This is a genomic window from Streptomyces sp. NBC_01428 (assembly GCF_036231965.1).
In the GTDB taxonomy this organism is placed as follows: Bacteria; Actinomycetota; Actinomycetes; order Streptomycetales; family Streptomycetaceae; genus Streptomyces.
Genome location: NZ_CP109499.1, coordinates 7,522,121 through 7,543,434, shown reverse-complemented (window position 1 = coordinate 7,543,434; position 21,314 = coordinate 7,522,121). Strand labels below are relative to the sequence as shown.

Here is a 21,314-nt window from a genome sequence, read left to right as displayed (position 1 = left end):
GAGCCGGGTCTCCGCCCCTGTGTCATGCCGTCCTGTCACCGACCGGAACGGGCGGCCGCACGCCGCTTGCCCCCTTCGGGGTCACGAACGCTTCTAGGCGACGAACGTGCGCGGGCTGTCGTCGCCCCCGCTGACACCCGTCTCCACGAGGCGGGCCGCCGCGGCGAGCCGCATCGCCGCCTCGTCCGCGACCGCGCCGCCCACGGTGAAGGGCAGCCGCACATAGCCTTCGAAGGCACCGTCCACCCCGAAGCGGGGCCCGGAGGGGACCCGGACGCCCACCCGCTCGCCGACCTCGGCGAGCCGCGAGCCGGACAGCCCGCCCGTCCGCACCCACAACGTCAGACCGCCGCGCGGAACCGAGAACTCCCACCCGGGCAGTTCCCTGCGGACCGCGGTGACGAGAGCGTCGCGGTTCTCCCGGGCCTGGGACCGGCGAATGCCCACCGCCTCCTCCCAGCCCCCGGTGCTGAGCAGCCAGTTCACGGCCAGCTGTTCCAGCACGGGCGTGCCGAGGTCGGCGTACGCGCGCGCGGCGACCAGGGAGCGGATGACGTCCGGAGCGGCCCGCACCCAGCCGATCCGCATGCCCGCCCAGAAGGCCTTGCTCGCCGAACCGACGGTGATCACGGTCGAACCGGCCGGATCGAAGCCGCACACCGGCCGGGGCATCTCGACATCGTCGTCCAGGTGGAGTTCGCTCATCGTCTCGTCGACGACCAGCACGGTCCCCGCCGAACGGGCCGCGTCCACCAGTCCGCGCCGCTGCTCCTCGCTCGCGAGCGCCCCGGTCGGGTTGTGGAAGTCGGCCACCACGTAGGCGAGCCGGGGCGCCGCGTCACGCAGGACCTGGCGCCAGCGGTCCATGTCCCAACCGGAGAGCCCCTCGGCCATCGCGACGGGCACCAGCCGGGCCCCGGCCTCGCGCATCAGCTGGAGGATGTTGGCGTAGGAGGGGGACTCGACGGCGATGCGCTCGCCGCGGCCCGCGAACAGATGACAGATCGCGTCCATCGCGCCCATCGCGCCGGTGGTCACCATGATCTGCTCGGGCATGGTCGGGATCCCGCGCGCGGTGTACCGCTCGGCCAGCATGGCGCGCAGCGCGGGCAGCCCGGCGGGGTAGTCGCCATGCGTGTGCGCGTACGGCGGCAGCTCCTCCAGCGCGCCCTGCACGGCCCGCGTCAGCCACGGCTCGGGGGCGGGCAGCGCGGCGCAGCCCAGGTCGATCATCGATCCGAGAGTCTCGGGCGGCAGGGGTTCCAGCCCGCGGGCGGGCAGCGGGTTCCCGGCGGGCACGGCGGTCCAGCTGCCGGCTCCGCGCCGGGACTCCAGGAAGCCCTCCGCGCGCAGCGCCTCGTAGGCGGCGGCGACGGTCGTACGGCTGACGGACAGGGCCAGCGCCAGTTCACGCTCGGCGGGCAGCCGCGCGGCGACCGGAACGCGTCCTTCGAGCACGAGCAGGCGGACGCCGTCGGCGAGCGCGCGGTACGCGGGCGGGCGCCGGGTTCCGGGCCCCGCGGGGCGCTCCTGCTGGGAGTTGAGGAGCCGGGCGAGCTGCGCGGCCCCCACCGCCGAAGTCCACTGCGCCATGATTCCAGTCCACCTTCCCCGAATTGGCCATGGTTACGGCCACTTCCCACGCCACAGAGTGTCATGGGTCAGGCCACTATCACCACCGGGGGGCATCCCATGACCGCACGTTCCGAGTCCGCACCCGTCCCGGACTCGGCACCCGGCCCCGCCGTGTCCTCCGGCCCCCGGCGACTCCCCCGCCGTCTCGTCCAGCTCTACGCCGGCCTGGCCCTGTACGGCGGGAGTTCGGCCCTGCTCGTGGAGGCGGGGCTGGGCCTGGAGCCGTGGAACGTGCTGCACCAGGGGCTGGCCGAGCTGACCGGTCTGACGATCGGCCTGGTGTCGATCATCGTGGGCGCGGCCGTGCTGCTGCTGTGGATCCCGTTGCGCCAACGCCCCGGGCTCGGCACGGTGTCCAACGTCTTCGTGGTCGGCATCGCCATGGACGGCACACTCGCCCTCCTCCCCGACACGCACTCCCTGGCCGTACGCGTCCCGTTGCTGCTGGCGGGTGTGGTGCTGAACGGCATGGCGACCGGCCTCTACATCACGGCGGCCTTCGGTCCGGGGCCCCGGGACGGTCTGATGACGGGACTGCACCGGCGCACCGGCCGCTCGGTGCGCCTCGTCCGTACGGTCCTCGAAGTGGCCGTCGTCGCGACCGGCTTCGCACTGGGCGGCACGGTGGGCGTCGGCACGGTCCTGTACGCCGTCGCCATCGGCCCGCTCGCGCAGCTCTTCCTGCGGGTGTTCGCCGCCCGTCCGGCACCGGCCGGCAGCGCCTCCGTTGCCACCGGTCAACCGGAGGGCGCCATACTGCCCGGGTGAGCACGCGCATACGCCACCCGTACCTCGACCACCCCGGCCCGATCCCCTTCGCCCACCGGGGAGGTTCGGCGGACGGTCTGGAGAACACGCTGACCCAGTTCCGGCGGGCGGTGGACGCCGGGTACCGCTACATCGAGACCGACGTGCACGCGACGGCGGACGGCAGGCTGGTCGCCTTCCACGACGTGACCCTCGACCGGGTCACGGACGGCGCGGGCCGGATCTCCGACCTCCCCTGGGAGGACGTGCGCCACGCGCGCGTGGCGGGCAGCGAACCGGTGCCCCTCTTCGAGGAACTGCTCGAGACGTTCCCCGAGGTGCGCTGGAACGTCGACGTGAAGGCCGAACCGGCCCTCCTGCCGCTGCTGGACCTGATCGGCCGCGCGGACGCCTGGGACCGGGTCTGCGTCGGCTCGTTCTCCGAGGCCCGCGTCGTCCGCGCCCAGCACCTGGCGGGCCCCCGGCTCGCGACCTCCTTCGGCACCCGGGGGGTACTGAACCTGCGGCTGCGCTCATGGGGCGTCCCGGCCGCGGTCCGCCGCTCGGCGATCGCGGCACAGGTACCCGAGGCCCAGTCCGGTGTGCCCGTCGTCGACCGCCGCTTCGTGCGCGCCGCCCACGCGCGCGGGCTCCAGGTGCACGTCTGGACCGTGAACGAACCGCAACGCATGCACCGGCTCCTGGACCTGGGGGTCGATGGCATCATGACCGATCACATCGACACACTGCGCAAGGTCCTGGAAGACCGGGGCAGCTGGTTCTGAGCCTGTTCGCGCGGTCCGTTCACGGGGAAACGAGGGCACGGGTGAGCACGGACACCGTGCGGGCGGGGGCGGCCGGGGAGGCCGTCGAACGCCGACGCGAACAACACGGCTGGTACTTCTACGACTGGGCGTGCTCCGTCTACTCGACGAGCGTGCTGACCGTGTTCCTCGGCCCCTATCTGACAGCGGTGGCCAAGCACGCGGCGGACGCGGACGGATTCGTGCATCCCCTGGGGATCCCGGTCCGCGCCGGTTCCTTCTTCGCCTACGCGGTCTCCGCGTCCGTCATCGTGTCGATCTTCGTGATGCCGCTCGCGGGGGCGGCCGCCGACCGCAGCGGCCGCAAGAAGCCCCTGCTCGCGGCGGCGGCCTACCTGGGCGCCGCGGCCACCACGGGCATGTTCTTCCTGGACGGCGACCGCTACCTGCTGGGCGGCCTGCTGCTGATCGTCGCGAACGCCTCGCTGGCCGTGTCGATGGTCCTCTACAACTCCTACCTGCCGCAGATCGCCCCGCCGGAGGAGCGCGACGCCGTCTCGTCCCGCGGCTGGGCCTTCGGGTACGCGGCGGGCTCACTGGTCCTGATCGCGAACCTCGTCCTGTTCACGGCCCACGACAGCTTCGGCGTCTCCGAGTCGACGGCCGTCCGCATCTGCCTGGCCTCGGCCGGCGTCTGGTGGGGCGCCTTCACCCTCGTCCCGCTGAAACGGCTGCGGGACCGCCGAGCGCCGGCCGCGTCGACCGGACAGCCGTCCGCGCACGGATGGCGGCAGCTGGCGGCCACGGTGCGCGACATGCGCGGCAAGCCGCTGACCCTGTCGTTCCTGCTCGCCTATCTCATCTACAACGACGGCATCCAGACGGTCATCTCGCAGGCCTCGGTCTACGGCTCCGAGGAACTCGGCCTCAGCCAGTCGACGCTGATCGTGGCCGTCCTGCTGGTGCAGGTGCTCGCCGTGGGAGGCGCCCTGGGCATGGGCCGGCTCGCCCGCACGTACGGCGCGAAACGCACCATCCTCGGCTCGCTCGTCGCCTGGACGCTCACGCTCGGCGCCGGATACTTCCTGCCCGCCGGCGCGCCCGTGTGGTTCTTCGTCCTCGCGTCCGCCATCGGTCTCGTCCTGGGCGGCAGCCAGGCCCTCTCCCGCTCCCTGTTCTCGCACCTGGTGCCGCGGGGCAAGGAGGCCGAGTACTTCTCCGCGTACGAGATGAGCGACCGCGGAATGAGCTGGCTCGGCCCGCTGCTGTTCGGGTTGACGTACCAGCTGACGGGGAGCTACCGGGACGCGATCATCTCGCTCGTGGCCTTCTTCGTCATCGGCTTCGTGCTGCTCGCGAGGGTTCAGGTGCGGCAGGCGGTCCGCGACGCGGGCAATCCCGTACCCGAGAGGATTTAGCGTCCGGGCCCAAAGAGCGGTAGTGTACGCGTTTGGCCTGCCTGGCGTACCGTTACTGCGCGTCAATGATACTGAAGCGTTGGGTGACATCTGATGCCAGATGTGACAAACCGGGCGACGGTGGGTACAACAAGGGGCGGCTACGACGGCGACGCATGACCCTTAACGGGAATCTTTACCGCCGACCGGACGTTGACCGGATGACGACGACAGCGACACCTGTCCTGTGGGCGACAAGCCCGGGAGGCACGATTCATGAGTGAGCGAGCTCTTCGCGGCACACGCCTCGTAGTGACCAGCTATGAGACGGACCGCGGCATCGACCTGGCTCCGCGCCAGGCCGTGGAGTACGCATGCGAGAAGGGACATCGTTTTGAGATGCCCTTCTCGGTGGAGGCCGAAATTCCGGCGGAGTGGGAGTGCAAGGTCTGCGGGGCCCAGGCACTCCTGGTCGACGGCGACGGCCCTGAGGAAAAGAAGGCCAAGCCCGCGCGTACGCACTGGGACATGCTGATGGAGCGGCGCACTCGCGAGGAGCTCGAAGAGGTCCTCGAGGAGCGCCTGGCCGTTCTGCGTTCCGGCGCGATGAACATCGCGGTGCATCCGCGCGACAGCCGCAAGTCCGCCTGACCCCCCGGGGTCGAGCGGCATACCGCACACGCCGAGGCCGCGGACACCGTACGTCATGTACGGGGTCCGCGGCCTCGTGCGTTGTGCCCGCACGATGACGGCCCGCGAAGACGGCCCACTCGGCGGCTCGCGCGTCCGCGAGCCGGTGCGGGCGCAGGGTCGGGCCTGCCTCCGCCGGAGAGCGGACGGCTCCCTGGCCGGTCAGCAGTGGCATCCGGTGGTGGTTCAGCGGCGGTTCTGTGGTGGCGCTAGCGGTTCAGCGGCGGGTACTGCTCGCCGGGCTCGCGCGGCTCGTCGTGGTGGATGACCTCGCCCTGGACCACCTTGCCGTCGGGGCGGTGCATCCGGGCCTGCTGGAAGGCGTCACCCACCGTGCCGGCCGGGGCCGCGCCCATCGTGCGGTCGAGAGCGCGCTGCGCGTACCGGCTGAGGAGCTTCTGGACCGGCGGGATCAGCACGAGGAGGCCGAACGCGTCGGAGATCAGCCCCGGGATCATCAGGAGCAGGCCGCCGAGCATCATCATGCCGTTGCCCCCGCCGCCCTCGGTCGTGGGCGCGACACCGCTCTGCTGCTGTTGCAGGGTCTGGCTGAGGTTCCGGAAGGCGCGGCGGCCGGCCCGCTTGATCACCACGGATCCGAGCACGATGCCGCCGACCAGCAGCAGGAACACGAGGAAGCCGCTGGTCGCCCGGGCGACCATCACCAGCAGCCAGATCTCCAGCACCAGCCACACCGCGACGCCGAGCGGCAGGAACGTACGCAGCCGCGAGCGCCGCGGTCGTGCGGAGCGGGTGGGGGTCGGAGCGCCAGTCGTCATGCTCCCAGTGTGCCTGGGCCGGGCTCAGTACGGGATAAGCGGATGATCAATCCCGGCTGTGCGACCCGTTCGGATCCCTCAGGGCTGCTTGCGGCCCGTGATCCGTCCGACGCGCTCGCCCACACCCCACGTGGTGACGCGCCACAACGCCTCCACCAGGATGTCGCGGCTCATCTTGGAGTCCCCGAGTTCCCGCTCCACGAAGGTGATGGGGACCTCGACGACGTGATAGCCGGCCTTCACCGCCCGGCGGGCCAGGTCGACCTGGAAGCAGTAGCCCTGGGAGGCGACCTCACCGAGGCCGAGTCCTTCGAGCGTCTCCCGGCGGAAGGCTCGGTAGCCGCCCGTCACGTCGCGGATCGGTACGTCGAGCAGGACGCGGGAGTAGAGGCTGCCGCCGCGCGAGATGAACTCACGGGACTTCGGCCAGTTCACGACGCGCCCGCCCGGCACCCAGCGCGAGCCGAGCACCAGGTCGGCACCCTTGAGGGCGGTCAGCAGGCGGGGAAGCTCCTCGGGCTGGTGGGAGCCGTCGGCGTCCATCTCGATGAGCACGCCGTAGTCGTGCTCGATGCCCCAGCGGAAGCCCGCGAGGTAGGCGGCGCCGAGGCCCTCCTTGCCCTTGCGGTGCAGCACCTGGACGTTCTCGTCCCCGGCGGCCAGTTCGTCGGCCAGTTTGCCGGTGCCGTCGGGGCTGTTGTCGTCCGCCACCAGCACGTGCGCCTCGGGCACGGCCGCTCGCACCCGGCTGACGATCTTCTTGATGTTCTCCGCCTCGTTGTAGGTCGGAATGATCACCAAGGCCGTGCCGAGCGGGCCGAACCGCCTCCCCTGGGCTTCCGCCGCGAGGGTCCCGTCGCCGTCGTTCACTGCTGCCCCTTCGTCCGTACGCAGGGGACCACCATAATGCGCCCGGCCTGCACTGCTGTGACGCAGCGTTCGGCCGGGGGTGTCGAATCCGGGTGAGCCGGAGGAGAGGGGTCGCGCGGAGGCGACATCGCGTCTGCGGATCGGGGCCCGGCGCCCTTCGGGCCGACCAGGGACCCGCTGGCTGCGGGTCGACCGAAAGCCGTTGTCTACTGAACGTCCGGGCCCCACCCGGGTCGCACCTGCCGACTTGTCGGAACGTTCCCTCGCCTCGCTGCGCGGGCGCTGGGCCTGGCTGCCAGTGGCCGTGCGCCGGTGCGGCGCACCACCCCTGACCCAGCGGCACTGCGAGGCAGCGCGGAAGCTCCCCGGTCGGACGTCCGGTGGTGGACGCGGCCGAACCTACCGGCACGCTGCGGGCGGCTGTCAACCGCCCTGTGAGCTGCGCGTTCTCCGTAGCACCCCTGGTGGGCCCGGAGGATGCGCAGGTCGCGCGACGGCGTGACGGCCGGTGGTCGCGACCGCGGGGCCCCGGGACATCACTCGTTAGGCCGTACGAATACCGTCCGTCCGCCGACCACGGTGCGCAGACAGACGGGCAGGTCGTTCCCGGGGGTCAGATCGGGCAGTCCCGGGGTGCCCGAACGCGGGTCGGTGGACCAGCGCGCGACCCGGTCGTCGGGGGCCTGCACGACCAGCTCGGCGGTGCGCCACACGGCGTAGTCGGCGGGCGCGCCCGGCACCAGCACGCCGGCGTCGTCACGTCCGACGGCCCGCCAGCCGCCCCGGGTGTGGGCCGTGAAGGCGGCGCGGACCGAAACCCGGTGCTCGGGGGTGCGGTGGAAGGCCGCGGCCCGGACGGTGCCCCACGGGTCGAGCGGGGTGACGGGGCTGTCGGAGCCGAAGGCCAGCGGTACGCCGGCGCGGAGCAGGGAGGCGAAGGGGTTGAGTGTGCGGGCGCGTTCGGCGCCGAGTCGCTGGGCGTACATGCCGTCCTCGCCGCCCCAGAGCGCGTCGAAGGCGGGCTGGACGGAGGCGGTGAGGCCCAGTTCGGCGAAGCCCGCGACGGTCTCCGGGGTGAGCATCTCGGCGTGTTCGATCCGGTGCCGTGCGGCGCGGACGCGGGCCAGGCCGACCTTCTCCGCGGCGGCGCGGACGCCGTCGACCACGGAGGCCACGGCGGCGTCCCCGATGGCGTGGAAGCCCGCCTGGAGGCCCGCCTCGGTGCAGGCCACGACGTGCGCGGCGACGGCGTCCGTGTCGAGGTGGGCGACGCCGGTGTGGTTCCCGTCGAGGTAGGGCTGGTGCAGACAGGCGGTGTGCGATCCGAGGGAGCCGTCCACGAAGAGGTCGCCGGCCGCGCCGGCCGCGCCGAGGGCCCGCACCTTGTCGACGTCGCGCTCGGCCCAGTAGCCGACGACGCGCGGGCCGGGCGCCTCGGCGGCGAGCCGCAGCAGGCCGGTGAAGTCGTCCTCGGAGGAGATCTCGGGGCCGCCGCACTCGTGCACGGAACCGATGCCGAGCGAGGCGGCGTGGGCGAGGGCGGCCCGCTGGGCCTCGGCGCGCTGGACGCCGCCGATCGCGCCGAGGGCTGCGGCACGCACCACGTGGTGGGCGTCGCCGGTCAGCGGGCCGTCCGGCGTGTGTCCGGTGCTCGCCGTGACGCCGCCGACCAGGTCCAGGAGCGCGGTGGTGGCGACGGCGGAGTGCACGTCGATGCGGGAGAGGTAGAGCGGTCGTCCGCCGGCGGCCTCGTCGAGTTCGGCGCGGGTCGGGGGCCGGCCGCCGGGCCAGCGGGCCGCGTCCCAGCCGTGGCCGAGCAGCACCCGGTCGGCGGGACGTGCCGCGGCGAACTCGCGGACCCGGGCGAGCGCGGCGTCGAGGGACGGCGCGTCCGACAGGTCGAGGCCGGTGAGCGCGAGACCGGTGGCGGTCGTGTGCACGTGGGCGTCCGTGAACGCCGGGGTCACCAGGGCGCCTTCCAGGTCCACGACCTCGTCGACCCCGGCGGCGAAGGCGTCGGCGGCTCCCTCCGAGCCGACCCAGGCGACTTGGCCGCGCTCGACGACCATGGCGGTGGCGAAGGGGTCTGCGGGACTGTGGACTTCTCCACCGCGCAGCAGCACGGTGACCGACGGGGCGGTGCTCTCACTCATGGGACCAGTCTCCCGCCTCCCCGGCACCGGCTCTCGCCCGGGTGGTCGCCCGCGGGCGGTCCGGCCCCTTCATGGCCTGTCACGCCGCGGCGGTGACACAGGGCCGCCGTGCGTCCCATGGGGCCCGCGGAGGCCCTGGAGGGGCCCGGGAGGGGCCCCGCCCGGTCCGCGGTGCGCCCGCACGCGCACGCGCGCGTACAGGCGCGCACGGGCGCACGACGCGGGCAGGCGCGGAAACAAAGGAACGGGTGAGGGTCGCGGCCGACCGATACCGGCGCTCACTCCCGGCCCGGGCTCACGCCCGGTCCGTCGTGAGGGGTCAGATGCGCGGGGGGCGCGCTTCGTACGGGGTCGACAGGACGACCGTCGTGCGGGTCGACACGCCGGCGAGGCTGCGCAGCCGCGCCAGGAGTTCCTCCAGCTCGTGCGGGGTGGAGACACGCACCTTGAGGATGTAGTTCTCGTCGCCCGCCACGCTGTGGCAGGCCTCGATCTCCGGTACGCCCGCGAGGCGTTCGGCGATGTCGTCCGGCGCGCTCGGGTCGAACGGCTTCACCGAGATGAAGGCGGTCAGGGGCAGCCCGACGGACTCCGGGTCGACGACGGCGGCGTAGCCGCGGATGACGCCACGCTGCTCCAGCCGGCGCACCCGCTGGTGCACGGCGGACGTGGACAGGCCCGTGGCCTTGCCCAAGTCGGTGTAACTCATCCGCCCGTCTGCGACGAGCAGCTGCACGATCTGTCGGTCCAGCTCCTCCATGGCGCAAGAACCTACAGGGCCCTTGATCCCCGGGGTACTCGGCGGCGCAGGTCATAGCCGGTTTGTGATGTGGCTTAGAGTCACGTCTGCGCCACCGGGCGGACAGATCCGCCCGGCCAGGCACCTGCGGGCGACATGTGACGAACGCCACATGGATGCAACCGGGTCCGTGATGTTCTCGTGATTACCGCAGAGACGGGACGGGAAGTGCTTGCTGTGGTCGAGGTCGCAGCGCCTTGTCGGCCCACCCGAGGGGGAGAATCCCATGCAGAGTCTTAAGCGCCCTGGTCGTACCGCGCCCAAGCGGCAGGAGCCCGCACTCGAACCCGAGCCGGAGGGTGTCGAATCCGACGCTCTGGACGGTGACGAGTTCGACGCGTACGACACTTTCGAGATGTACCGGGTGATCTGCCCGGACTGCGCGCAGCCGATCGCGCTCCTGGCGGACGAGGAGGTCCTGCCGGAGCACGCGCTGTGTGCCTCTCCGTGGAACCCGTTCGGGCTCACGGTCTGCTCGGGCACGGGCCGCACGGCCGCCGACGCGAGGCCGGCCGACGAGTCCGTGGAGCCCCAGGAGCAGGACACGGCCCTGCTGTTGACGCTCCCTCAGGGCCTCGACTGGCGGACGCAGCCGTTCTCCCACGTGGGTGGACCCGGCTCACGCCCGGTCCGTGTCGTCCCGCTGATGCGGGATCAGGCCGCCTGAACGGCAGGCTCGTTCACCGGTCGACGCCCGGCCCGTTCCAGTAGCTGCCCTGCACCATGGCCCGCAGGCTGTCGTGGTGCAGGATCAGCGTGTCCGGGTCCCGCGGGACGGCCACCTCACCGAAGTGCGCCTGGCGGTAGGCGATGCGCAGCATGACGATCGCGTGCCGCAGCGCGGCGTAGAGCGTGTAGAAGTCCATGTCGCGTGGCGTGTGTCCGGTGAGCCGGGCGTAGCGGGCCTCGACGCGGTCGCGGCGCAGGAACGCGGGCAGCCCCGGCTGCCCGAAGCCCTCGGTCAGGTCCTGGAAGAAGCGGTGCAGGTAGACGGTCCAGCCGAGGTCGACCTCGCGCGGGGCGGGCGCCGCCATCTCCCAGTCCAGCACCGCGACCGGGTCGAACCCGTCGTAGATGACGTTGCCGATGCGTGCGTCGCCCCAGTTGAGCACCGCCTCGCCCTCGTCGCGCGGCCACAGTTCCTCGATCCGATCGAAGGCGCTCTCGACGAGCGGTGAGGGTGCCAGTCCGTGGATCACCCAGGCGTAGTAGGCGCGTTGGGCTGTCACATGGCGGCGCAGCGGGCTTCCGTCACCCGGCAGGTTCAGGAAGTCCGCTCCCCGCACGGGGACGTGGTCGTGCAGTCGGGCGATCAGCGCGACGGACGCCGCCTCCAGGTGCTCGCGTTCGGGCTCGCTCGCCGCGTGCAGCCAGTTGCCTTCGTACGTGTAGGGCATGACGTCCGGAGGGACGCGTCCGGGGACGCGCTCCATCACGAAGAAGGGCACCCCGAGCGGGCCGGGGTCCTCCTCCAGCCAGCGCACCCGAGGGACCGGCAGGTCGCTGTGTTCGGCGACCAGGCGCATCGTGCGGTACTGCCGGGCCATGTCGTACACCGGGAACACGCTGTAGGCGGCGGGGTCGGCGGCGGCCCTCAACACGCAGGCCCTCAGGGGCGGTTCGGGGTGGTCGATGTCGAAGAGCAGGGTCTCGCTGGACATGCCGTTGGACTCGGGGACCCGCACGTCCACCGCTCTGGCGCCCGGGAGGCGGGCGTCGAGCCAGGTCGTCAGGCGCCGGGCGAGTTCTCCGGGGTCGCGGGTGGTCGTGCGCGGGCGGGGTGCCGTGGCCATCGCGCCACTCCTCTCAGGGGGCGACCGAGTCGAACCCGGTGAAGCCGCTCGGGTCGTGGCGGCCGAACGAGCCGTGTTCGAAGATCCCGTGTCCGACCTGCCCGTCGAGGGTGAAGCGGGCGGCGTGGTCGGTCACCCCGTAGCCGGCGAGGGGGTGGGCGGCCGGGTCGGCGAGGTCGTGGACGCGCCGGTCGGTCCACCCGCGGCCCCGCCAGGTGCCGTGCTGCCAGTCGTCGGCGGGCGGATATCCCGCGCCGATCGCGAGCGGCGACGAGCAGAGCACCTCGACGCCCAGCTCCAGCGGTTCGCGGTCCCGCGGGTCGGTGAGGTGGAGGACCGCGGAGGTGGGCCGACGCGTGCCTGAGGTGTAGGTGATGTCGGCCTGCGGCCAGCCGAGTTGGCGGTCCCGGTGACCGTCGCGCACGAGGGTCGCGTCGTTTAGGGTGCGGTACCCGTCGGCGTCCTCCTGGACGACGACCATCAGGAAGCGGTCCTCGAACCGCACCGGGCACCAGATCCAGTGGAACCCCTCGGCCGGGTTCTCGGCGGCGAGCCGGCCGCCCTCCTCGCCCGGGATCGGCCGCACTCCCCAACTGCGGTCCCGGGTGCCGGTCCACTCCCCCGCGGCGACCGGGATCTCGTCGCCGTCGACCCGGATGACGCCCTCGACGCCGCCCGCCTGGACGAAGCGGCGGCCCTCCAGGGTGAGCCGGCCGCCGCGGCGCTGGACGTGGTGCGGCTCCCACAGGGCGGGGAAGTCGGCCGTCCAGGTGAGGTCGTACGCGAGGGACTCGTCGTCGGACCGCAGCCGGAACCGGCGCAGCGGCTCCTCGACGGTGATCCGGAAGGGGCCGACGGCGAGGTCCATACGGTCGTCGCCGAGCGCGTCCGAGGCACGGACGGCGTGCAGGCGGTCGCCGAGCCGCAGGGTGGCGTAGGCGTCGATCACCCCGACGTTCGGGTAGACGCCGAGGCCGAGGATGAGCAGGGCGCGGCCCGCGTGGTCGAGGACGTGGAAGATGCAGCGGTCGTAGGCGTTCCGGTCGCCGCCGGCCACGTGCTTCATGGACAGCGGGACCTGGTGCACGGGGTATTCGTCGAGGGGAACGGGGCGGTCGTCGGTCACGGCATGCCTCCCTGGGCGCGCGGCAGTTGACGTCGCCCGGAGGGGTACGGCCCCCGGCGGCAGAGTTGACGGTACGTCAGATGAGGGTCGGGGGCCAGACACCGTGTGCGCGGCCGGCACCCCGCACGGGGTCCGTCGCGAACGCACACCCGAATCCGCGGGCGGGTGACCTGTCCGCCCGCCGCACCGTTGCCCCGGTATGAACCCCACCCAGGCTGCGACCGGGCGTCGACGCCGGATCCTCGTCCCGGTTCCGGCAGAATCGGTTCACCGTGCACCCCCGCCGCAGGCTCCGCCCGTGCCGGATCCGCCCATCTACCGCGCCCTGATGCGGGCGTGGGCCGACCGCGGCCGCACGCTCCCGGGGCGCCACGACCCGGAGTGGGTGCGCCTGTCGGCACCGTCGGCGATGTACGGGTACAGCGCCTTCGGCGCAGGCCAGGACCCGCGCGGTGAACCGCGTTTCGTCCCGGTCCGCGAGGGGCGGAACGAGGGGCAGTTCAACGCATCCAGGGATCCGCGCAACGAGTTCGGTGTGACCCCGGACCGGCGCGGCGAGTTCGGCGTGGGGCCGGACCCGCAGGGCGGTTTCGGAGCGCATCGGGGCCCGCGCGGGGATCTCGGCGCGGGCGCGGGCCGGGACCCGCAGGGCGCCGCTCGCTGACCGAGCGCCCGAACCGCGGACCATGGACCGCGGGCCACGGACCGCACGTCGGTGACGTCGCCGCTCGCTGGACCGCCGACCACGCGGAGCGGATCAGGCCGGCCCGTTCGGCATCACGGGCGACCATCCCCTCACCGGAGCTCGCGCGAGAGCCCTTCTCCCCGGCCCGAGCGCACGGGGAGGACCCCGCCCGGGCGGCGACAGCGGGGGCACCCGTGACGCCCGCCCAAGAACCCGTCCCGGTGCCTGCCACCGATCCCCGACGGACCCGCTCGGCACCACGGACGGCCTCCCCTTCCGCGCCTCGGGCCGGCCCTGTTGGGGCAGCGACGCATGCAATTCCGTAGTCCGACAGGGGGAGTTGGCGGCCTCGACCTGCACGACGGGGAATTGGTCCGAACCATTGACGCAGTGGTCTAGTCCTCCTAGGGTTCCCCCAACGCCTCACCGCGTTCATGCCCATCGGCATGGGACGGCCCCTCACGGCCGTCGGCAGGTCCCGGCACGAACACCCCACGCTCCCCTCCCCCACGAGGAGAACCGATGCTCCGACCGCACCTCCCCCGCACCCTCTCCCCCGTCAGGCGTTCTCTCCGCGCCAGAAGCACATCGGTCCGCGCCCTCGTCTCCGCCGCGTGTTGCGCCGTCCTCGGCGCGGGACTGCTGGCCGGCGCCGGCACCGCGACGGCCGACGCCGGCGCATCCGGCAGGACCACCACGAGCACCGTAGGGTCCGCGAGCGCCGCGGCAGCGGGCTCCAAGGTCGTCGGCTACTTCACCGAGTGGGGCGTCTACGACCGGAACTACCACGTCAAGAACGTCGAGACGTCCGGCTCGGCCGCCAAGCTGACCCACATCAACTACGCGTTCGGCAACGTCACCGGCGGCAAGTGCGCCATGGGCGACTCCTACGCGGCGACCGACAAGGCCTACACCGCCGACCAGTCGGTCGACGGCACCGCCGACACCTGGGACCAGCCGCTGCGCGGCAACTTCAACCAGCTGCGCGAACTGAAGAAGAAGCACCCGAACCTCAAGGTCCTCTGGTCCTTCGGCGGCTGGACCTGGTCGGGCGGCTTCACGGAGGCGGCCAAGAACCCGGCCGCGTTCGCCCAGTCCTGCTACGACCTGGTCGAGAACTCCAAGTGGGCGGACGTCTTCGACGGCATCGACATCGACTGGGAGTACCCCAACTCCTGCGGCCTGTCCTGCGACACCAGCGGCAAGGCGGCGTTCAAGAACGTGATGGCCGCGCTGCGCGCGAAGTTCGGCAGCGGCAACCTGGTCACCGCGGCGATCACGGCCGACGCCACCACCGGCGGCAAGATCGACGCCACGGACTACGCGGGCGCGGCCCAGTACGTCGACTGGTACAACCCGATGACGTACGACTTCTTCGGCGCCTGGGACGCGGCCGGCCCGACGGCCCCGCACTCGCCGCTGAACTCGTACACCGGCATTCCGAAGGCGAACTACTACACCTCGGCGACCATCGCGAAGCTCAAGGGCCTCGGCATCCCGGCCTCGAAGCTGCTGCTCGGCATCGGCTTCTACGGACGCGGCTGGACCGGCGTCACCCAGGCGGCACCGGGCGGCACGGCGACCGGCCCGGCGGCGGGCACCTACGAGCAGGGCATCGACGACTACAAGGTGCTCAAGACGAAGTGCCCGGCGACCGGCACGGTGGCGGGCACCGCGTACGCCAAGTGCGGCACCAACTGGTGGAGCTACGACACCCCGTCGACCATCGCGGGCAAGATGAGCTACAAGAACGCGCAGGGTCTGGGAGGCACGTTCTTCTGGGAGCTGAGCGGTGACACCTCGAACGGCGAGCTGATCAAGTCGATCAACTAGCCTTCACAGCAAGCGAGTCGGGGCGGACGCCGGTCACGGTGCCCGCCCCTTCCGCATGAACCGCGTGGGCCGCGCGGGGCGTCGCGCGCGCTTCAGCCGTCCCTGCGGGCGTCCGGCGGCGCGGCGTACGAGGGGTCGATCTCCTCGATCGCGCGCATCGTGCCGCCGAGCATCTTGACCAGCAGCTCCCGCATGATGTCGCGCGACACCGTCTGGTGGCCGATCCAGTCGAGGGTGGCCCCCTCGACACCGTGCAGCCAGCCGAGGAGCGCGATGCGCGGCAACGGCCCGATCCCGCCCCGGCCGTACGCCCCTTCGGCGATCGTCTCGACGATCACCTCGCGGACGCCCTCCCGGATCGACTGCACCTCGGCATCGAAGCCGACACCGCCCGCGATGATGGTGCGGTAGGCGGCCTGGTTGTGCTCGGCGTAGCGGAGGTAGCCGTCGATGGTGCGGTGGACCCGCTCCACCGGGGGGAGTTCGAGGCCGCTCGCGGCGCGTGACACGAGGTCCGCGACGGAGTCCTCGACGATGGCGAGGTAGTAGCCGCGCTTGGACTTGAAGTAGTAGTAGATCAGCCCCTTGGCGACGTGTGCCTGCCGTGCGATGTCGTCCATGGAGAGTGCGTCGTAGGACGTGTCGGCGAACAACCTCCGCCCGATGGCGATGAGTTCGGCGCGACGCGCCAGTGAGCGGTCGGTGCCGCGCGCACGGGGGCGCTCGACCTCATGCTGTTGACTATTATTCAATTCCGGCCCTGGTCTCCGACTGCCGACGGAACATCCGCAGTATGGCAGAACCGTGGCGACCGTTCAGTCGCACGCGATCAACGATGCGTGCGGCGCCCGGACCGGCGCTCGGCCGACAGTGCGGGGGCGGTTGCGGGCGCGGGCGCGGTTGGGGCGCGGGTGGCATCGACGGCCTCCGCGCTCGGCAGCCTCCGCCCTGGGCGGCCTCCGCCCTGGGCTCAGAACAGTCCGAGCTGGGTCACCAGCATCGCCACGACCATCACCAGGGTCCAGCCCAGCACGTGTTCGAGGATCTTCGGGCCGTCCTCCCGGGGGCCGCCGGTGCGGGCACGGAGACGGGAGGCGGTGGCGGAGTTCGCGGTCATGGCATCTCGCTGACGTAGTGGTGCGGTCGAATCGCCCGCCCCCGCCGGCTCCCCACCGGCCCGACCACCTTGCCACCGGAACCGGCCCCGGCGGTAGAGAGCTTGCTCACGCCGACGCTTCGACCAGCGTCGAAAGCCTGGGAATGCCGCGACGGGAAGCGAAGGGTGTGGGTCTCGTCACCCATCCGCGCTCGGTCAACCGAAAGGTCCTCGATGAGCACGTTCCGGACGCCCCGCCGCCGCGCCCGTCTCGCCCTGGCCGTGGCGGTCGCCGCGACGGCCGCCTTCACGGGTCCGGTCTCGCAGGCGGCCCCGGCCCCCTCTCCCCGTGCCGACGTCCCGTCCCCCGGTGCGGCGGGGCTCGGCGACCCGGTGTTCCCGCTCGACGGCAACGGCGGCTACGAGGTGAGCCGGTACACCCTCGACTTCGACTGGCAGGCTCCCTCCACGCCCTTCGAGGCGTCGACCACGATCAGGGCGACCGCCACCCAGGCCCTCTCCCGCTTCGACCTGGATTTCGCCGGCAACGCCCTGCACACCGTGACCGTGAACGGCACGACGGCCGCCGCCGTGCGCGAGGGCGACGAGCTGGTGATCACCCCGCGCACTCCCCTGCCCCGCGGCAAGGCCTTCACCGTCAAGGTCACCTACACCGCGGACCCGACGGGCATACGCCACCGCGACGACGCGATCGAGGACTACGGGTGGATCCCGACGCCGGACGGCACGGTGCTCTACCCGCAGCCCGACGGCGCCAAGATGATCTTCCCGTCGAACGACCATCCGAGCCGGCGGGCTCCGGTCACCTTCCACGTCACCACCCCGGCCGGGCTCACGGCCGTGGCGAACGGCAGGCTCACCGACCGCGCCGAACTGCCCGGCGGCCGCGTGAAGTGGACGTACGACTCCGAACAGCCCGTCGCCACCCAGCTCGTCCAGCTGGCGATCGGCCGGTTCACGTCCGTCGAGAGCACCGGACCGCACGGACTGCCGATCCGTGACGTCGTCCCGGACGACCTGGTCGCCCCGACCGCGCCGTACCGGGCTCTCACCGCCGAGCACCTCGCGTGGCTGGAGGACCGGCTCGGTCCGTACCCGTTCGACCGGTACGGACTGCTCGTCGGCGACACCGATCTCGGGGTGGCGCTCGAGACGCAGACGCTGTCGCTGGTCCCGAAGGCCGACCTGCTGGGCGACCGGGTGAGCGCCGAACGGAACCAGGTGCACGAACTCGCCCACCAGTGGACCGGCGACAGCGTCGGCATCAGCACCTGGTCCGACCTGTGGCTGAGCGAGGGCCACGCGCGGTTCTACGAGCGCCTGTACTCCGAGGAGCACGGCGGGGCGGGCTTCGAGGAGGCCATGAGGACGGCGTACGCGAGCCACGACCAGTGGCGGCACGACTACGGGGCACCGGCCGAGCCGACCGAACCCAACCTCTTCAAGCGCATGCGCTACGACGGGTCGGCGCTCGTGCTGTACGCGCTGCGGGAGAAGGTCGGCGACGCCACGTTCCGGAAGATCGAACGGGCCTGGGTCAGCACCTACCGCGGCCGGAGCGCGCGGACGCGCGACTACGTCGACCTGGCCTCGAAGACGGCCGGCCAGGACCTCGGCGGTTTCCTGCACCCGTGGCTGTACGGCGCGAAGACGCCGCCGATGCCGAACCACCCGGACTGGACGGTCGATCCGGTCCAGGGCTGAGGCCCGAGGGGCGGCCCCCGGTGTGCGGGGGCCGCCGGTCGGCTCAGCGGATGCCCACCGCCGCGAGCGCCTTGAGCTGGCGCGGGGAGGGGTGGGCCGGGAAGTACAGGTAGCAGACCCCGCCGGTCCCGGAGGAGACACCGCCGGAGGCGTTGTAGCGCTTGGTCCGGAGCCAGATGTTTTCCCACTCGGCGCGCTTGTAGACCCGGCGCACCGCGTCGTCGCCCGGGGACGCCGGGTCGTTGGCGATCACGTCGCCGTCGGCGGTGAACCCTATGACCGTCATGAGGTGCCCCGAGGTGCCGTACCCGGCGCCCGTCAGCTCGGTCTTGAGGAACGACTGGGACGTTATGGCCGGGATGCCGGCGGCGATCAGCGTCTCCAGGTCGGTGAGCGAACCGAGCCGGGTCACCACACCCTGGAGGTCCTTGTACGTGGCCGCGTAGGCCGCGTTGAAGGGCCAGTTGCCGCATCCGTCGTACTGGTAGTCGAAGGTGGAGCGGGCCGCGAGGCACACCTGCGGGTCGGCGTAGGACGGGTCGACCCAGGCGAGCTGCTCCGCCGTGGGCTTCCGGCCCCAGTACTCGATGATCATCTGCGAGGAGGTCGGACTGCACCAGGCCTCGCCGCCGTTGTCGTACTCGGGGTACTGCCCGGCGTGGATCTCCTGCGAGTAGCGCGGCACCCGCAGTTCCTGCGCGAGCCCCGGGGTGGAGGCGGGGACGGTGAAGCGGTCCGGGATGTCCGAGCCCATCGCGCCGAGCCGCCACACGGTCGGCGTGAGCCGGGAGCCGGGGGTGCGGTACAGGGTGAGGCGCAGCCGGTACGAGACGAGGCGCAGTCCGGAGGCCGCGTCGTCGATGGCGAAGGTGTCCGTCCAGATGCTGCTGCGGCCGTCGCTCTGGTCGTCGACGGAGGTCCGCCGGATGTCCTCCTCGCCGGAGGCCCAGCGGCCCATCACGTACCAGGGGGTGGCCGTGCCGTCGGAGTACGTGCCGGTCAGCTCCACCTGGAGCCAGGTGCCGGCCGGGGTGTGCGCGTTCCAGGAGGCGATGACCTCCGTGGCGGGCACGCCGAGCCGGTGGACCGGGCTGGTCCAGGTCGCGTACTCCCAGGTGGCCGTCCTGCCGGTGTGCGGGTCGGTGTAGTCCGTGGTGCCGGCCCGGGCGACGATCACCAGACCGGGGCGCACGCCCGGCACGGCGCGCGTACCCCGTGCGGCACCGCTGCGCCAGTCGGTGTACGAGGTCCAGGCGCGGTTGTCCACGAGTGCGCCGCGAGTCCTGGCCGGGCGGTCCGGGACGGCGGCGGCCGCGGGGCCGGTGGCCCCCACCGCCGCCGCCGCGGCTACCGCGGCGGCGAGGACTGTTCTGCGGGACGGCTGTTCGGCTCTGCTCATGGGTGGTTGACCCCCAGGTGTCCGGAACGGGCGGGCCCAAGCTCGGTCGTGGGCCAACTATGGACGCCGGGGGCCGACTTCTGCCAGCACTTTCGGCCATGCCACGCCCACCAATATTGGTCGGGACCACTGGCATGACCTGCGGCGCCCCGGCCCCGGCGGGGTGCCGGGGCCGGGGCGCGGGCCGATCAGACGAGGTCCATGGCCGCGACCTCGTCGGGGCGGCCGTAGCTCACGGGCCCCTGGAAGCGGCGGCGCGCGGTGGCGAACCACCACACCGTGGCCACGATCAGGACCGCGGCGAGCGCGATCGAGGCGTAGTTGAAGGTGGCGCCGGTGATGGGCGAGCCCTGCGGCAGCATGAACAGCACGCTGCTGGCGAGGATCCAGATCACGGCCACCCAGCCGACCGGCCTGCTCCAGCGGCCCAGGTTCCAGGGGCCGGGACGGAACTCGTCCCCGAGCCGCAGCCGCAGGAAGATCGGCACGGCGTAGGCGAGGAAGAGGCCGACGACGTTGACGCTGACGATCGCGGTGAAGGCGGTGTGCGACCACCAGCCGGGCAGGACGAGCACCAGCGAGCAGCCGACGGCCAGCCACACGGCCTTGACGGGCGTCCGGGTGCGGGGCGAGACGGAGTGCCACCAGCGCGAGCCCGGCATCGCCCCGTCCCGGGAGAAGGCGAAGATCTGGCGGGTGTTGCTGGTCAGGTTGGCCAGTCCGCAGAACAGCATGGCCCCGATCACGATGAGCAGGATGATCTTAGCCATGCCCATGCCAAGCCCGTCGATGAGAATCCGGACGGGCGGCGCCGAGGACGCGGCCACCTTGTCGTAGTCGTGAATGCTGTAGACGAGGGCCAGCATCAGGACGAGACCGGTGATCGCGGAATAGCCGATGGCCCGCATGATCCCCTTGGGCGCGTTGACCGTCGCGCGGACCGTTTCCTCGGACATGTGGAAGCTGCCGTCGAAGCCCGTGAAGGTCCAGCTGGTGACGAGCAGGCCGAGCATCCCGCCGTAAAGCCCGTTCGCGAAACCGGTGTTGTTCGCGAAATGCGCGACGAACGAGGGCGACTGGTGGTCGTCGGGCATGACGACGAGGGTGCTCACGATCACGACGAGCCCGATCAGCAGCCACCAGACGGAGATCCGGTTGAGCAGGGCGACCAGCTGGACCGTGTAGGTATTGGCCAGACCCTGGAGCACGATGATCAGCGCCGTGATCAGGACGGTCTGCTGCGCGGTCGGCTCGTAGGTGTGCCACTGCAGGGCCACGAAGGCCTGGATGAAGGTGGCGGCCGCGTATCCGGTCGCGGCCGTGCCGCCCACCTGACCCACGAAATTCAGCCAGCCCGTGTACCAGGACCAGGCACCCTTGTGCCGCTTGGCGAGCTTTCCGGCCGAGAAATAGAGGGCCCCGCTGGTCGGATAGGCGGACGCCACCTCACCCATGGCGGCGCCGATGAAGAGAACCATCACGGAGACGCCGATCCAGCCGAACACGAGAATGCGGGGCCCGCCCGCGTTCATCCCGAACCCGAAGGACGAGAAGATTCCCGAGACGATATTGATGATCGTGAAGGAGATCGCGAAATTGTCGAACGCCTTGAATCGGCGGGTGAGTTTTCGCGGATATCCCATCGCGTGCAGGGTCGCGTCGTCGTCGAGCGTGGCGGAATCCTGTCCGGCACGGGCTCGCGCGTGGGGGGCCGATATCCGTTCTGACACAACTGACCTTTCTCTCGGAGGTGTCGTGGGGTCTCTCGGGGTGGTCCGGACGGCGCCCCGGTGCGCTCGGACGGTCTCGCGGGGCCGTCCGGA

At 71.9% G+C, this 21,314-nt stretch carries 19 protein-coding genes; 8 read left to right on the top strand and 11 right to left on the bottom strand.

Going from position 1 to position 21,314, the window contains the following annotated elements:
• Positions 1-93: 93 nt before the first annotated feature.
• The gene (locus OG406_RS32760; protein WP_164370031.1) at positions 94-1,593 is read right to left on the bottom strand and encodes an SCO1417 family MocR-like transcription factor; all 1,500 of its coding nucleotides are present in this window, start codon (positions 1,591-1,593) and stop codon (positions 94-96) included.
• Between the two features lie 99 nt (positions 1,594-1,692).
• On the opposite strand from OG406_RS32760, the gene yczE reads away from it, so the two are divergent.
• The 4 genes from yczE (at position 1,693) to OG406_RS32740 (ending at position 5,194) form a co-directional block, all read left to right on the top strand.
• The gene (yczE, locus tag OG406_RS32755; RefSeq protein ID WP_443067122.1) at positions 1,693-2,403 is read left to right on the top strand and encodes a membrane protein YczE; all 711 of its coding nucleotides are present in this window, start codon (positions 1,693-1,695) and stop codon (positions 2,401-2,403) included.
• The gene (locus OG406_RS32750) at positions 2,400-3,167 is read left to right on the top strand and encodes a glycerophosphodiester phosphodiesterase (RefSeq protein ID WP_329189177.1); all 768 of its coding nucleotides are present in this window, start codon (positions 2,400-2,402) and stop codon (positions 3,165-3,167) included. Before yczE ends, OG406_RS32750 begins: the two co-directional genes overlap by 4 nt.
• Positions 3,168-3,208: 41 nt before the next feature.
• Positions 3,209-4,564, top strand: coding sequence for an MFS transporter (locus OG406_RS32745; protein ID WP_329189176.1), 1,356 nt, complete (start codon positions 3,209-3,211; stop codon positions 4,562-4,564).
• A 255-nt stretch (positions 4,565-4,819) separates the two neighbouring features.
• Positions 4,820-5,194 carry an RNA polymerase-binding protein RbpA gene (locus OG406_RS32740; protein WP_081223278.1) on the top strand — a complete coding sequence of 125 codons (375 nt, stop codon included), beginning with the start codon at positions 4,820-4,822 and terminating at the stop codon, positions 5,192-5,194.
• Between the two features lie 248 nt (positions 5,195-5,442).
• Here the strand turns inward: OG406_RS32740 and fxsA are convergent, their stop codons facing one another.
• The 4 genes from fxsA to OG406_RS32720 form a co-directional block, all read right to left on the bottom strand.
• Complete coding sequence (gene fxsA / locus OG406_RS32735) at positions 5,443-6,012, bottom strand: FxsA family membrane protein (RefSeq protein ID WP_329189175.1); 570 nt, start codon at positions 6,010-6,012, stop codon at positions 5,443-5,445.
• Between the two features lie 78 nt (positions 6,013-6,090).
• On the bottom strand, positions 6,091-6,882 hold the full coding sequence (locus tag OG406_RS32730; RefSeq protein ID WP_164370027.1) for a polyprenol monophosphomannose synthase: 792 nt from the start codon (positions 6,880-6,882) through the stop codon (positions 6,091-6,093).
• A gap of 536 nt (positions 6,883-7,418) precedes the next feature.
• Positions 7,419-9,035 (bottom strand): amidohydrolase, encoded by a 1,617-nt coding sequence (locus tag OG406_RS32725; protein WP_329189173.1) that lies wholly within the window; start codon positions 9,033-9,035, stop codon positions 7,419-7,421.
• Between the two features lie 319 nt (positions 9,036-9,354).
• Complete coding sequence (locus OG406_RS32720; protein ID WP_081223282.1) at positions 9,355-9,795, bottom strand: Lrp/AsnC family transcriptional regulator; 441 nt, start codon at positions 9,793-9,795, stop codon at positions 9,355-9,357.
• A 265-nt stretch (positions 9,796-10,060) separates the two neighbouring features.
• Between OG406_RS32720 and OG406_RS32715 the strand changes: the two genes are divergently transcribed.
• The gene (locus OG406_RS32715) at positions 10,061-10,501 is read left to right on the top strand and encodes a hypothetical protein (protein WP_329189170.1); all 441 of its coding nucleotides are present in this window, start codon (positions 10,061-10,063) and stop codon (positions 10,499-10,501) included.
• 13 nt (positions 10,502-10,514) lie between these two features.
• Here the strand turns inward: OG406_RS32715 and OG406_RS32710 are convergent, their stop codons facing one another.
• A complete protein-coding gene (locus OG406_RS32710) occupies positions 10,515-11,627 on the bottom strand; it encodes a phosphotransferase family protein (protein WP_329189167.1) in 1,113 nt (370 codons plus the stop codon).
• A gap of 13 nt (positions 11,628-11,640) precedes the next feature.
• Positions 11,641-12,753 (bottom strand): hypothetical protein, encoded by a 1,113-nt coding sequence (locus tag OG406_RS32705; RefSeq protein ID WP_329189166.1) that lies wholly within the window; start codon positions 12,751-12,753, stop codon positions 11,641-11,643.
• A gap of 298 nt (positions 12,754-13,051) precedes the next feature.
• Here OG406_RS32705 and OG406_RS39485 point away from each other — a divergent pair, with 298 nt between their 5' ends.
• Together OG406_RS39485 and OG406_RS32695 are read left to right on the top strand one after the other, a co-directional pair.
• The gene (locus OG406_RS39485) at positions 13,052-13,417 is read left to right on the top strand and encodes a hypothetical protein (RefSeq protein WP_443067121.1); all 366 of its coding nucleotides are present in this window, start codon (positions 13,052-13,054) and stop codon (positions 13,415-13,417) included.
• Between the two features lie 543 nt (positions 13,418-13,960).
• Positions 13,961-15,271: a glycoside hydrolase family 18 protein gene (locus OG406_RS32695; RefSeq protein ID WP_266612012.1), complete on the top strand. Its 1,311-nt coding sequence runs from the start codon at positions 13,961-13,963 to the stop codon at positions 15,269-15,271.
• A 92-nt stretch (positions 15,272-15,363) separates the two neighbouring features.
• On the opposite strand, the gene OG406_RS32690 is transcribed toward OG406_RS32695, so the two are convergent.
• Complete coding sequence (locus OG406_RS32690; RefSeq protein WP_329189165.1) at positions 15,364-16,023, bottom strand: TetR/AcrR family transcriptional regulator; 660 nt, start codon at positions 16,021-16,023, stop codon at positions 15,364-15,366.
• Between the two features lie 218 nt (positions 16,024-16,241).
• Positions 16,242-16,388 (bottom strand): SCO1431 family membrane protein, encoded by a 147-nt coding sequence (locus OG406_RS32685; protein WP_164370020.1) that lies wholly within the window; start codon positions 16,386-16,388, stop codon positions 16,242-16,244.
• Between the two features lie 213 nt (positions 16,389-16,601).
• Here OG406_RS32685 and OG406_RS32680 point away from each other — a divergent pair, with 213 nt between their 5' ends.
• Positions 16,602-18,092 (top strand): M1 family metallopeptidase, encoded by a 1,491-nt coding sequence (locus OG406_RS32680; RefSeq protein WP_329189164.1) that lies wholly within the window; start codon positions 16,602-16,604, stop codon positions 18,090-18,092.
• A gap of 43 nt (positions 18,093-18,135) precedes the next feature.
• Here the strand turns inward: OG406_RS32680 and OG406_RS32675 are convergent, their stop codons facing one another.
• The gene (locus tag OG406_RS32675) at positions 18,136-19,491 is read right to left on the bottom strand and encodes a peptidase C39 family protein (protein WP_267050238.1); all 1,356 of its coding nucleotides are present in this window, start codon (positions 19,489-19,491) and stop codon (positions 18,136-18,138) included.
• Between the two features lie 188 nt (positions 19,492-19,679).
• A complete protein-coding gene (locus OG406_RS32670; RefSeq protein ID WP_267050239.1) occupies positions 19,680-21,221 on the bottom strand; it encodes an amino acid permease in 1,542 nt (513 codons plus the stop codon).
• Positions 21,222-21,314 lie beyond the last annotated feature (93 nt).